Source organism: Aquitalea sp. FJL05, from assembly GCF_003852595.1.
In the GTDB taxonomy this organism is placed as follows: Bacteria; Pseudomonadota; Gammaproteobacteria; order Burkholderiales; family Chromobacteriaceae; genus Aquitalea; species Aquitalea aquatilis.
In genome coordinates, this window is sequence record NZ_QAJS01000016.1 from 25,465 (window position 1) to 38,062 (window position 12,598).

Sequence of the window (12,598 nt, forward strand, 5' to 3'; positions counted from 1 at the left end):
ATGGATACGCAAGTTCTGGCCGCCATGGCCAAGTGGCCGAATGTGCCGGCAGTGTTCGGCTGGTTGCGGCTTGATGGACGCGGACAGTGGTGGATACGCGATGAGCGCCTGACGCATGAAGGCATGGTGGCCTTCTTCAACCGCAATTACAGCCGCGACGCGCATGGTCGCTACTATGTGCAGAACGGCCCGCAAAAGGTGTTTGTCAGCCTGGATGCCGCGCCGCTGGTGGCACGTTTGGTTGATGGTGCATGGCAGACACTGCCATGTGATGACGATGTGCAGGCCCGTGCGGCCTTCATGACGCCCGAAGGCCAGCTGTTCATCGAGATTGCTGGCGAACTGGCAGTGGTGGACGACCGCGATCTGGCCGCAGTGGCCGCTGCCGGCCTCGCACAATGGGATGGCGATGCCACGCGGCTGCCGGCCACCTTGCAGCTTGATGGCCATCCGCTGCCGCTCAGCCTGCATACCCTGCCGGCCTTATGGCAGCGCTATGGCGTGGTGACCCGGCCGCAGGCCTAGACCTGCGAACAAAACCACCGCTCCTGCGTTGCGCCTCCTTGCCGTAGCACTGGTACGGTCTGCGTCGGCGCGCCTTGACCCGGGTGCTCTGCGCGGTTTTGTGAGCTGCGCTTAACCGCCCCAGCAGGATTACCGCTCTGGCAGCCCGCCCGGCTTCAGTCCAGCCGTACCGCCCTGGCCCTGACCAGACGCTGGCGGCCGGCCAGCAGGCCGAAACACAGCGCGGTACCGGCAATGCCGCCAAACAGCCAGCCCACCGGGGCCCAGTTGCCGGCCACATCATGAATGATGCCGGCTGCCAGCGGGCCGCAGGCGGCAATGGTATAGCCCACCCCCTGAGCCATGCCCGACAGGTGAGCCGCCACGTGGCTGTCCGGTGAGCGCAGCACCAGCAGGCTGAGCGCCATGCTGAAGGCACCGCCCTGGCCTATGCCCAGCAGTACCGCCCACAGCCACAGCTGGCTTAGCGGGGCATACAGCATGCCCAGCAGACCGGCTAGCGTCAGCGTCATCACGCAGGCGATGGGCAGGCGCTGATCCGGGCAGCGCTGCGCCAGCAGCGGCACGCCTAGCGAGGCAATCACCTGCACCATGATCGACAGCGACATCATCAGGCCGGCATCCAGCGGCGATAGCCCGCGTTCGATCAGAATCGACGGCATCCAGCCAAACACGATGTAGGACAGCGAGGACTGCAGGCCCATATAGGCGGTCACCTGCCAGGCCAGTGCTTCGCGCCACAGGCCGCTGACCTGCCAGTGGCCGGCATGTTGTTGCTGTCCCTGGCCCAGCTGCGGCCACCACACCGCGAAGGCCAGCAGGGCCGGCATGGCCCAGAAAGCCAGTGCTGCCTGCCAGCGTTGGCCAAACAGGTGATCCAGCGGCACGGTAGCCCCGGCGGCTAGGGCCGCTCCCAGGCACAGGGCCATGGTGTAAACGCCGGTCATCAGGCCGGCCTGTTGCGGAAAGTCGCGCTTGACGATGCCCGGCAGCAGCACGCCAATCATGCCGATGGCGGCACCGGACAGCAGTGAGCCCAGCAGCAGGCCGTGCAGGCCAAACTGGCTGCGCAGGGCGATACCGGCTGCCAGCAGCAACAGCACGGCGGCAATGCTGCGCTCGCTGCCAAAGCGGCGCGCCAGTTGCGGTGCCAGCGGGCCGAACAGGCCCAGGCACAGTACCGGCAGGGTGGTGAGCAGGCCGGCCATGGTGGCGGAAATGCCGATTTCGTTTTTGATCTGCCCCAGTAGCGGGGCCAGGCTGGACAGGGCGGGGCGCAGATTGATGCCAATCAGCACCAGGCCCAGCACCAGCAGCCAGCGCGGCGTGGTGGGCAGGGGGGCCTGCTGCACGCCCTCATCATCGATTTCGGCGTCGATCAGCAGTTCGTCCGCCAGACTGGGCGGGGTAGAGGGGGAGGTGCGGGACATGATGTTCTTTTAATTAAAACGTGTTCACGAGCTAGGGAACGAAGGGTCAGTCAAGGCGAAAGGGCGTGAAAAAGCGCAATGGACATGGCGTCCATGAGCATTTTGAACGACGTTTCAACGCAGAATCCCCCGAGTATCACAGACCGTGAACAGGTTTTTAGGGTTGAGTTGGTTGCGGTTAGCCTGCACTTGGCGGCAGCAGATCATCCAGCGCCTGCAACAGCGGGCCGGTGACGGCGGCGGCGGCCTGGCCGGCGGCGGTTGCATCGCCATTGCGGATGGCAGTGACAATGGCCTGATGCGAGGCGAGGTCTGGATCGGGCAGGGCCTCGTCCTGAATGGAGAACTGGATGCCCAGTTGTACCGTGCGCGAGAAGTAGCGGTACAGCTCGGCCAGTGCGGCGTTGCCGCAGGCATCGGCAATGGCCAGGTGAAAGTCCAGATCGCGGGCAATGAAGTCGTCGGCGCTCTGGTACTGGTGCTGCTCGCCGCGAACGGCCAGGCAGCGTTCAATCTGCGCAATGTCCTGCTCATCGGCGCGCAGGGCGGCCAGCCGGGCGGTGCTTTCCTCCAGCACGGCCCGTACTTCCAGCTGTTCGCGCAGGCTGGCGCGGCTGATGCTGCGCATGGCCTCCGCCGGGCTGGTGATGGCACGCACATAGGTGCCGTCGCCCTGACGGACTTCCAGCAGGCCGGCATACAGCAATACCCGGACGGCTTCGCGCACGGTATTGCGGCTGATGCCCAGCTGCTCGGCCAGCTCCGGTTCGGTGGGAATACGGCTGCCCACGGCCCATGTGCCGCTGGTCAGCCGCTGGCCCAGTTCCTCCAGCGCCAGATCAACCAGCGAACGCTTGGTTTGTGTCAGTTTGTGCATGGTCATGTTTATTCATCCAATCATCCGATGTATTTTGCCGTGTGTTGGCGCAGGAGGCAAGCGGGTGAAGTGGGGAATCGGGAGAGTGGGGAGTGGGGAGTGGGGAGTGGAGAGTGGAGAGTGGAGAGTGGAGAGTGGCGGGCTGCGGCAGCCCGCCTGACTGCTTATTTGGCTGCGGAAGCGGAATCCTTCACGCATTTCTTCACAAAGCTGTTCTTGGCAGCGCCGGCCAGTTTCTTGTCGGCGGCCTTGCCTTCGCACATGGCTTGCGGTGCGACAGCCTTGCTGTCTTTTTCACATTTCTTCAGGAAGCTGGTCTTGGCCGCGCCAGCCAGCTTTTTCTCGGCCGCCTTGGCATCACAGCTGGCGTCTGCAGCCAGAGCGACATTGGCAGTGGCCAGGGTCAACAGTGCCATCATCACGAATTTGCGCATTGCAGGTTCCTTTTATGTTGGGCGGGAGACATTCCCGGCTGTCCGGCCGGTGTGGAGTGTGAAAAACCGGCCTCAGGCAAACTACCATAAAACACATGACAAAAATTATCCATTACGGATTGTTACAGCGCTTGTCAAAGTTTGTTCCTAGTGCGATCACTTGGCTGGCGACAGCGCGTGGGCCAGCTGGCGCGCGTTCTTGGCAGTCCAGTTGCTGATCATCTTTTTCAGCAGCTCGGCGGTGATGGCTTCGTCCTTGGTCTTGCTGCCCGGGTTTTCAATCAGGTTGACGCCGCCAGCCAGCAAGGTGTGATCCTGCGAGTCGTCAAGCTGGCCCATGGTGGACACTTTCAGCAGATAGGGGTCGGTGCCGGTCGCGAAGCGTGCCAGATTGAAGGCGGCCTTGATCGGCAGAATGTCACTGACTGCCAGGCCCGGCTTGTCCTGCTGGAAGCCGGTCACCGCCACGCGCAGGCGGGCCACGCCCGGCCCCTGCACGGTGACCACCTTGATGTGCTCCTTGCGCAGCGCGGTTTCCATGCTCATGCGGTAGTAGCGGTCGATCTTGTTTTTTTCGGCAGCAACCAGCAGCTGCCAGTTGCCGTCGGCCTGGCGCTCCAGAAAGGACAGCGGTTCCAGAATGACGGCATGGTACTGCTTCAGATCTGCGCCGGGTTTGAGATAAACCATCTGGCCGGGTACTTTGGGATTGGGCTGGAAGGCTTCTGGCGGCAGATTGAACAAGTGCTGCTGATTTTCCTCGGCCATGGCGCTGTGGCTGAGCGCGCTCATGGCGACGATGGCGCAGGCAAGGCGGAAAAACGGTTTCATTGCAGGTGTCTCCGGTATGGGGTGTGCAGCATGGGAGAAGGCCGCTGGCCGGGCGTTCCCCACTGTGGGCCGTTTGGCGCAGAGCTTACTATAGCTGTCATGACGGCGTAATGCAGTGTCGCTTCAAGCTGGCGGGAGCGCGGTGATCCGTCCCATGTGGCATGCCAGCAGCGGCCCTTGCTGGTATCATCTCTCCCTTGCCCAATCACCCTGTCGCCGATACCCGCCGTGCCTGCCAAACCCAGACGAAAATCTCCTGCCTTGTGGCCTCGCATCCTGTTGCTGGCCGTGTTGACCGTCGCCGCCTGGCTGAGCTGGGTGGTGGTCATCCCGGTCGAGCTGCCGCAATCGCCCTACAAACTGACTATCGGCCCCAATCGCACGCTGGGCCAGGTGGCGCGTACCCTGGCGGATGAAGGGGTCATCCGCAACCGCAATATCATGATGCTGCTGGGGCGGGCGCAGGGCATGGATCGCAAGATCAAGGCCGGCCTCTACCAGTTCAATGAATCGGTATCGATGTGGAACATCCTGCAGCGGCTGGCTGACGGCCATCCCGACGAGGCCAGCCTGACCGTGATCGAGGGCTGGAGCTTCCGCCAGCTGCGGCAGGCGGTCGACCGCAATCCGGATATCGTGCATGAAGCACGCGAACTGAGCGACGCGCAGTTGCTGCAGCAACTGGGGCTGAACGACACCATGCCGGAAGGGCTGTTTTTCCCCAGCACTTATCTGTTTACTCCGGGTAGTAGCGATCTGGAGCTGTACCGCCGCGCCTACGCCACCATGCAGCAGAAGCTGGAAGCCGCCTGGGCTGCGCGCAAGCCGGATCTGCCCTATCACACCCCGTACGAGCTGCTGATCATGGCCAGCCTGGTGGAAAAGGAAACCTCGCTGGATGCCGACCGCCCGCTGGTGGCCGCCGTGTTCGTCAACCGCCTCAACAAGGGCATGCGCCTGCAGACCGACCCTTCGGTCATCTACGGCATGGGTACGGCTTATCAGGGCAATATCAGCAAGGCCGACCTGCGCCGCGACAGCCCCTACAATACCTATACCCGCAGCGGCCTGACGCCGACGCCCATCTCCCTGCCCGGCAAGGCCGCGCTGGAAGCTGCCGCCAATCCGGCCAACTCCAGCGCCCTGTATTTCGTGGCCAAGGGCGATGGCAGCTCCTATTTCTCGGAAACACTGGAGCAGCACAATCAGGCGGTGCGCAAATACATTCTGAAGAAAGGCTCCAATGGCTGAGCACACTGGCCGTTTCATCACGCTGGAAGGCATAGACGGTGCCGGCAAGAGCACGCATCTGGGCTTTATCCGCGACTGGCTGGCCGCGCATGACATTGCGGCTGAATTCACCCGCGAACCGGGTGGCACCCCGCTGGGTGAGCAGGTGCGCGCCCTGTTGCTGGCGGTGGATACCCAGGTATCGCTGGAAGCCGAAACCCTGCTGATGTTCGCCTCGCGCCAGCAACTGGTATCCAGCCTGATTCGCCCGGCACTGCAAGCCGGACGCTGGGTGGTGTCCGACCGCTTTACCGACTCCACTTTCGCCTTTCAGGGTGGTGGCCGCGGCGTGCCGGCCGAGCGTATTGCCATCCTGGAACACTGGGTACAGCAAGGCCTGCAGCCGGATCTGACCCTGCTGTTCGATGTGCCGCTGGATGTGGCCAGCCAGCGCATGGCCGGCAACCGCCAGCTGGACCGTTTCGAGCAGGAACAGGCCGATTTCCACCAGCGTGTACGCGATGCCTATCTGCAACGTGCGGAGCAAGACCCGCGTTTCCGCGTGCTGGATGCCACCCGCAGCATTGCCCAGCTGCAACAGGATATCGCCGGCCATCTGGCAGCCTTGCTGGAGCGAAGCTGATGCTGTTTCCCTGGCAACAGCAAGACTGGCAGCGGCTGAATGCCGAACGCGCCCGCCTGCCCAATGCCTGGCTGTTCATTGGCCCGGCTGGCACCGGCAAGCTGGAATTCGCCCTACATCTGGCGCAATCGCTGCTGTGCGAGCAATTGCAGGCTGATTACCAGCCATGTGGCCACTGCGAAGGCTGCCGCTGGTTCGAGCATGGCACCCACCCCGATTTCCGCCGCCTGTCGCCGCAGACCGAGGAAGAGGAAGAAGGCAAGGAAGCCAAGCCCGGCCGCAAGCTGCCGCTGATCAAGATCGAAGCGGTGCGCCAGGTCATCGAATTTGCCCATCTCACCGCCCACCGCGCCGGGCAGCGCATCGTGGTGGTGGAGCCGGCGGAAAACCTCAACCCGGCAGCGGCCAATGCCTTGCTGAAAATCCTCGAGGAGCCGCCGCAGGATGTGTTGTTCCTGCTGGTGGCCCAGGCCGCGCAGCGGCTGCTGCCCACCATTCGCAGCCGTTGCCGCCAGTTTCCCTTGTCGGCCCCTTCCGCCGGGCAGGCGCTGGACTGGTTGCGGCAGCAGGGCGTGAGCAATGCCGAGGCCGAGCTGGCCCACAACGGCGGCGCACCGCTGTTCGACCATGATCCGGCGCTGGCCAAGCTGCGCAGCCAGTTTATCGATGGCCTGGGCCTGCCCACCTTCGCCAGCATCCTCAATCTGGCGGAACTGGTGGACAAGCAGAAGCTGCCGCTGGCCATTCCGCTGGGCTGGCTGGGCAAATGGCTGCACGACCTGGCTGGTTTGAGTCTGGCAGGGATTGTCCGCTATCATCCCGAGCAGCAAGCGGTATTGCAGCAGCTGGTGTCGCGTTGCGACCCCGTGGCACTGATGCGTTGCCAGGACGCCCTGCAACAGCTGGCCCCCTTTGGCCAGCACACGCTGAATACGCGCCTGCAACTGGAGGCGCTGCTGATGGACTATCTGAAGATATTCGCCGGCGGCCGCCAGGGCTGATTGACTGCAGCACACCGGCTGCAGCGGCTATCTATAATGCAGGGGCCATGTGGATGGCGGCTCTTGGCAGCATGACAAGGAAAGCGGAAAACGCGCATATGGAAAATACCACCCGTCCCGACCTCACCCGTCCCGGCGTGCTGTCGCTGCATATCAAGGAGCGTAGCGCCCTGTTTGCCGCCTATATGCCATTCCTGAAAAACGGTGGCATCTTCATTCCCACCAACAAGGACATGAAGCTGGGCGAAGAGGTATTCCTGTTGCTGACCCTGATGGACGAGCCGCAGAAAATCGCCGTGCAGGCCAAGGTGGTATGGATCACCCCGGTCGGTGCCAATAACAGCCGGGTGCAGGGCATCGGGGTGGAGTTTTCCGCTGGCGACGCCGGCAACCAGGCCAAGGCCAAGATCGAAACCCTGCTGGGCGGCGTGCTTAACTCCAGCCGTCCCACCCATACCATGTAAACCCTGCGGTCCGGTTAGCGCCGGACGCACTGCCAGCCAGAACACACACCATGCTTGTCGATTCGCACTGCCATATCAATTTTCCCGACCTCTCCAGCCGTCTGCCCGAGGTGCTGGCCAATATGCAGCACAACGGCGTCGAGCTGGCGCTGGTGATTGGCGTCTCCCGCCCCAAATATCCTGAGGTACTGGCGCTGGCGGAAAACCACGGCAATCTGTATGCCACCGTGGGTATTCATCCGGACGACCCGGATGCCGAAGAATTCAGCGAAGACGAGCTGCTGGCCCATGCTGCCCATCCGCGCGTGGTGGGCATCGGCGAAACCGGGCTGGACTACCACTGGTGCAAGGGCGATCTGGAATGGCAGCACCAGCGTTTCCGCACCCATATCCGCGCTGCGAAACGCGCCGGCCTGCCGCTGATCATCCACACCCGCGAATCTGCCGCCGACACCATCCGCATCCTGCGCGAAGAGGGTGCCGAACAATGTGGCGGGGTGATGCACTGCTTTACCGAAAACTGGGAAGTGGCGCAGGCCGCGCTGGAGATCGGCTTTTATATTTCCTTCTCCGGCATCGTCACCTTCAAGAACGCTGCCCAGATCAAGGAAGTGGCGCAAAAAATGCCGCTGGAACGCATGCTGGTGGAAACCGATTCGCCCTATCTGGCACCGATTCCCTATCGCGGCAAGCTGAACGAGCCGGCCTATGTCCGCCATGTGGCCGAGCATATCGCCCAGCTGCGCGGTATCAGCTTCGAGGAAGTGGCCGCCGCCACCAGCGACAACTTCTATCGTCTGTTCAGTAAAATCCAGCGCCCGCAAGCCGGGCAGCAAGGCTGATGCCATGAGCGCACTGCAGCCGGGCCAGCTTGAAATCACTATTCTCGGTTGCGGTTCCAGCTCGGGCACCCCGGCCATCGGCTGCCAGTGTGCCACCTGCAGCTCAAGCGATCCGCGCAATCACCGCACCCGTTGCTCCGCTTATGTGCGCTGCGGCGATCTGGGTTTGCTGATCGATACCGGCCCCGACCTGCGCCAGCAAGCTCTGCGTGAAGGTATTCGCCAGGTGGATGCGGTGTTGTATACCCACCCGCATGCCGACCACCTGAACGGCATCGATGATCTGCGTGCCTTCTGCTATGTGCGGCAAGGCGCGGTGGTGCTGTATGGCAATGCCTTCACCATGGACAACATCACCAGCCGTTTTGGCTATGCGCTGCAGCCACCCTCCAAGGTGTGGGACAAGCCGGTGCTGCTACCGGAAGTGGTCAGCGGCCCGTTCAAACATGCCTGCCTGCCCATTACCCCCATTCCGCTGCAACACGGCAGCTGGCCCTGCCTGGGCTGGCGCATTGGCAATGCCGCCTGGCTGACCGACCTGTCGCATATCCCGGATGAAAGCCTGGCCTTGCTGCAAGGGCTGGATGTGTTGTTTCTGGACTGCCTGAACATGGATGGCTACCCCTCGCATCTGGGTTTTCATCAGTCATTGCAGTGGGCCGAACGCATCGGCGCCCGCCGCACCATGCTGATCCACATGATCCACCGCCTGGAATACCACACGCTGTCAGCGCTGTGTCCGCCGGGAGTGGAGGTGGGGTATGACGGCTTGAGGGTGAGGGTGTAGCACCTTCACCGGCATGTTTGTCGGCAGCAATACCTGTAGGGTTTGCTGTTTTCAGGTGGTCAGATCTGGTGGCAAGTCATCCAGTGCACTGCCCGGCAGCAACTGGCGGTTGAAACCCTGCGCAATCAGTTGCTGCCAGGCGAGCAGTACCGTATCCGGTATGCTCACCGCAGTCTGGTAACCCAGCTGCGGATAGCGCAGCAGGCGGTGAATATCGCCGACCATTTCTTCGATCAGCCCGAATACGCCCACCATATTGGATACCTCCCAGGGAAAGGCAAAGTCGGGCGCATCCACGCTGTAGCTGATGTCCGGCCATTGCACGGGCTGGGTCTGCATGACGCGGCGGATGGAGTTGGGTTTGGTCACAAAAGTGACGCTACGTGCATCTGGACACAGGGCACGAGAAAACGCCAGATTTTCAGCAAAGTTGCCTGCCCGTGGCTCCAGCAGCAGTTGCTGTCGGCTTATCCCCAGTTGTAGCGCCCTTTCGGCAAAGACCTCGACCTCTGGTTTGCTCCACAAATCACGGGTCCAGTTGCCGGTATTGCCGCTGATCAGCATGCGCGGGGCAACACCCCGCTGCAGTAGTCCTACTGCGTGATCGACCACGCGCAGATCATAAGCCGCATACCACCAGTACATCACAGGGCTGATGGCTGCGCCCGGCACTCAGGAAATCCCACAGCAGGCTGGCTCGTTGCAGGGTAGGCGTGGTCGGGCAGGACATGCGCGGCTATTTCTGCGGAATGCTCTGGCCGCTGACCGGTACGGCGGTGACTGCATTGTCCGGGCTGCCGTCGATCAGTTTGTCGGAGTAGGTGAGGTAGACCAGGGTATTGCGCTTGGCATCGACAATGCGCACCACTCGCACATGCTTGAACACGAAGGAAGCGCTTTCCTTGAACACTTCTTCCTGTTTTGGCAGCGCTCTGGCAAAGCTGATGCTGCCGATCTGGCGGCAGGCTACCGAAAAGCGTGAGGGGTCCTTGGCCAGGCCGACCGCACCGCTGTAGCCGCCGGTCTGGGCGCGCGACACATAGCAGGCCACTCCGCTCACGGCAGGGTCGTCGAAAGCATCCACCACCACCTTGTCATTGGGGCTGAGCAGACGGAAGGTGGTGGAGATCTTGCCGACTTCTTCGGCATGGGCGCTGGGCAGGCTGCACAGGCCGGCCAGCAGCAGGATGGCATAGAGGTTTTTCACGGCGATGCCTTGTCAGGGAGTGAGAAGCTGCAGTCTAAGCCGACGGCGCGGTTTTGCCCATGGTGGCTTGCTGACGGTCGAATTCGCGCATTTCACTGGCAATGAAGTGGCTGATCATGGTGCGGTAGACCTCGGCAGTCAGTTGCGGATCGGCACCCAGTTCGCCTGCCAGCTTTTCCACCCTGCGCATGACCTGATCCACCCGCTTGCCGCCTTCCACCTCATCGCTGGTCTGCTTGAAGGCTGCCGCCTGTTTCACATACAGGCCGCGCTCGGCCAGCAGGGCAACCAGCTCGCGGTCGATACGGTCTATCTGGGTGCGTACTTCTGGCAGATTCTGACACTGGTAAACAAATTCCATGACGGTTTCCTCAATGGTGGCGGGCTGCTTGCAGCAGGGCGCGGGCCAGCGGCGGGCATTGCCCCTGCAGGGCAGCGCGCTCGGATTGGAACAGGGTGGCAATAAAGAAGGGGTGCCCGTTCAGTTCTACCGCGCGTACTTCGCCATCTTCATCAAAGGCGCTGGCCTGCAAGGGGCCGCTGGTCAGTTCGCTGGCAAAGGCCGGGTTCAGCCCGTAGCGGCAGCGATAGCCTTCCATGGCTGCAGCCTGCCCATAAATGGCGGCCAATTGCGAGCCGGCGGCAAAGCGCACTTCGGCACGGGTTTCCACCAGGGCGCAGCTAAGCGGGGCGATGACGGCGCGCTCGGCTGTGGGGGCGGTTTCGCCATGCTCGGCATCCTGCCAGCCCAGTACATGGCGGGCGTATTCGAGGATGGCGTGCTGAAAGCCGCCGCAGCTGCCCAGAAAGGGCAGGCCCTGTTCGCGGCCATGGCGAATGGCCGTCAGTGCGCCGTCCATGTTGCGATAGGGGCTGGCCGGTACGCACCAGATGGCGGCAAAGCCTGCCAGATCGGCCGCACTGTGGATGCGGTCTGTGGCTAGCCACACCGGCTGGACATCAGCATCAAGCTGGCTTGCTGCCAGTTGCAGCGCCAGTGGAATGGCCTGATGCGCGACTACGCCGGGGTCAAAATCGCCAATCAGTGCGATGCGGGTCATGGCTAGTCCTTCTGTTGATTGAATTTATATGAACAAAATTGATATTTAATTTGTATTTGTAATAAAAATTACAGATAAGGGCCAATGTAAAGTGACTAACAAAACCCCCTAGAGGCTGCGGATCAAGGCGCGCCGACGCCGACAGTACAAATCGTACGGCAAGGAGGCGCAAGGCCGGAGCGGGGGTTTTGTCATGCGTGCATCATCCCTGCGGATGCACGCAGCAGGGCGGGTGGCTCAGTAGTAGTTCAGCCCCATGGCGGCTTTGACTTCGGACAGGGTCACGGCGGCTACCTGACGGGCGCGGGCGGTGCCTTGCTTCAGCATGGCCAGAATGGCCGCCGGGTCGCGGGCGTATTGTTCGCGGCGCTGGCGGATGGGGGCCAACAGTTCCTGCAGGCATTCTTCCAGATGCTGCTTGATGACGGAGTCGCCCAGCCCGCCTTGCTGGTAGTGCTCTTTCAGACGTTTGACCAGTTCGATATTGGGGTGGAAGGCATCCAGATAGCTGAACACCACATTGCCTTCCACCTGGCCGGGGTCGGACACACGCAGGTGATTGGGGTCGGTGTACATCATCTTCACCGCCTGGCGGATTTCATCGGCGCTGGCCGACAGGGTAAGGGTGTTGCCCAGCGATTTGGACATCTTGGCCTTGCCGTCGATACCGGGCAGGCGGGCGCCCACCTCTGGCACCATGGCCTTGGCTTCCACCAGCACCGGTGTTTCCACGCTGCTGTTAAAGCGGCGCACGATCTCGTTGGTCTGCTCGATCATGGGAATCTGGTCTTCACCCACGGGCACTACGGTCGCCTTGAAGGCGGTGATGTCGGCCGCCTGCGCCGCTGGATAAGTGAGGAAGCCGGCCGGAATGTCGCGCTCGTAGCCGCGTTGTTTTATTTCATCCTTGATGGTGGGATTGCGTTCCAGCCGCGAGACGGTAACCAGATTCAGGTAGTAGGACGCCAGCTCGGTCAGCTCAGGCACCAGGCTCTGGATGAAGATGGTGCTCTTGGCTGGATCAATGCCCACCGCCAGATAATCCAGCGCCACCTGCAGCACGTTGTCACGCACCTTGAGGTAGTTGCCCATATTGTCGGTCAGCGCCTGGGCATCGGCCAGCAGCAGGAATTGCTGGCAGCGGTCCTGCAGCAGCACGCGGTTGCGCAGTGAGCCTACGTAATGGCCCAGATGCAGCGAACCGGTGGTGCGGTCGCCAGTGAGAATGATGTCCTGGGGAGTGATGTTGCTCAGTTTCATGTCGTG

At 62.2% G+C, this 12,598-nt stretch carries 16 protein-coding genes; 7 read left to right on the top strand and 9 right to left on the bottom strand.

The window, feature by feature from the left end:
• Complete coding sequence (locus tag DBR44_RS13980; protein ID WP_124644645.1) at window positions 1–525, top strand: DUF2946 family protein; 525 nt, start codon at window positions 1–3, stop codon at window positions 523–525.
• Between the two features lie 155 nt (window positions 526–680).
• Here DBR44_RS13980 and DBR44_RS13985 read toward each other — a convergent pair whose 3' ends face one another.
• The 4 genes from DBR44_RS13985 to DBR44_RS14000 form a co-directional block, all read right to left on the bottom strand.
• Entirely contained in the window at window positions 681–1,955 is a 1,275-nt protein-coding gene (locus DBR44_RS13985) for an MFS transporter (protein WP_124644646.1), read from the bottom strand.
• Window positions 1,956–2,133: 178 nt separating this feature from the next.
• The gene (locus DBR44_RS13990) at window positions 2,134–2,838 is read right to left on the bottom strand and encodes a FadR/GntR family transcriptional regulator (protein ID WP_233578567.1); all 705 of its coding nucleotides are present in this window, start codon (window positions 2,836–2,838) and stop codon (window positions 2,134–2,136) included.
• A 158-nt stretch (window positions 2,839–2,996) separates the two neighbouring features.
• Window positions 2,997–3,266 (bottom strand): hypothetical protein, encoded by a 270-nt coding sequence (locus tag DBR44_RS13995; RefSeq protein WP_124644647.1) that lies wholly within the window; start codon window positions 3,264–3,266, stop codon window positions 2,997–2,999.
• Window positions 3,267–3,422: 156 nt separating this feature from the next.
• Complete coding sequence (locus tag DBR44_RS14000) at window positions 3,423–4,097, bottom strand: DUF3313 domain-containing protein (RefSeq protein ID WP_124644648.1); 675 nt, start codon at window positions 4,095–4,097, stop codon at window positions 3,423–3,425.
• Window positions 4,098–4,358: 261 nt separating this feature from the next.
• On the opposite strand from DBR44_RS14000, the gene mltG reads away from it, so the two are divergent.
• From mltG to DBR44_RS14030, 6 genes are all read left to right on the top strand, one after another.
• Complete coding sequence (gene mltG / locus DBR44_RS14005; protein ID WP_199731057.1) at window positions 4,359–5,348, top strand: endolytic transglycosylase MltG; 990 nt, start codon at window positions 4,359–4,361, stop codon at window positions 5,346–5,348.
• Complete coding sequence (gene tmk, locus DBR44_RS14010) at window positions 5,341–5,970, top strand: dTMP kinase (RefSeq protein ID WP_124644649.1); 630 nt, start codon at window positions 5,341–5,343, stop codon at window positions 5,968–5,970. Before mltG ends, tmk begins: the two co-directional genes overlap by 8 nt.
• The gene (locus DBR44_RS14015; RefSeq protein WP_124644650.1) at window positions 5,970–6,971 is read left to right on the top strand and encodes a DNA polymerase III subunit delta'; all 1,002 of its coding nucleotides are present in this window, start codon (window positions 5,970–5,972) and stop codon (window positions 6,969–6,971) included. Before tmk ends, DBR44_RS14015 begins: the two co-directional genes overlap by 1 nt.
• Before the next feature lie 98 nt (window positions 6,972–7,069).
• Window positions 7,070–7,435, top strand: coding sequence for a PilZ domain-containing protein (locus DBR44_RS14020; RefSeq protein ID WP_124644651.1), 366 nt, complete (start codon window positions 7,070–7,072; stop codon window positions 7,433–7,435).
• A 50-nt stretch (window positions 7,436–7,485) separates the two neighbouring features.
• Window positions 7,486–8,277, top strand: coding sequence for a TatD family hydrolase (locus tag DBR44_RS14025; RefSeq protein ID WP_124644652.1), 792 nt, complete (start codon window positions 7,486–7,488; stop codon window positions 8,275–8,277).
• A 4-nt stretch (window positions 8,278–8,281) separates the two neighbouring features.
• Window positions 8,282–9,064 (top strand): MBL fold metallo-hydrolase, encoded by a 783-nt coding sequence (locus DBR44_RS14030; RefSeq protein ID WP_124644653.1) that lies wholly within the window; start codon window positions 8,282–8,284, stop codon window positions 9,062–9,064.
• A 51-nt stretch (window positions 9,065–9,115) separates the two neighbouring features.
• On the opposite strand, the gene DBR44_RS14035 is transcribed toward DBR44_RS14030, so the two are convergent.
• The 5 genes from DBR44_RS14035 to trpS form a co-directional block, all read right to left on the bottom strand.
• Window positions 9,116–9,709 (bottom strand): YdcF family protein, encoded by a 594-nt coding sequence (locus DBR44_RS14035; protein WP_199731058.1) that lies wholly within the window; start codon window positions 9,707–9,709, stop codon window positions 9,116–9,118.
• A 91-nt stretch (window positions 9,710–9,800) separates the two neighbouring features.
• Window positions 9,801–10,271: a CreA family protein gene (locus DBR44_RS14040; protein ID WP_233578569.1), complete on the bottom strand. Its 471-nt coding sequence runs from the start codon at window positions 10,269–10,271 to the stop codon at window positions 9,801–9,803.
• 34 nt (window positions 10,272–10,305) lie between these two features.
• Window positions 10,306–10,632, bottom strand: a complete 327-nt coding sequence (locus DBR44_RS14045; protein WP_124644655.1) for a chorismate mutase — start codon at window positions 10,630–10,632, stop codon at window positions 10,306–10,308.
• Between the two features lie 10 nt (window positions 10,633–10,642).
• Complete coding sequence (locus tag DBR44_RS14050) at window positions 10,643–11,332, bottom strand: CTP synthase (protein WP_124644656.1); 690 nt, start codon at window positions 11,330–11,332, stop codon at window positions 10,643–10,645.
• 237 nt (window positions 11,333–11,569) lie between these two features.
• Window positions 11,570–12,592 (bottom strand): tryptophan--tRNA ligase, encoded by a 1,023-nt coding sequence (gene trpS, locus DBR44_RS14055; RefSeq protein WP_124644657.1) that lies wholly within the window; start codon window positions 12,590–12,592, stop codon window positions 11,570–11,572.
• Window positions 12,593–12,598: the final 6 nt, after the last annotated feature.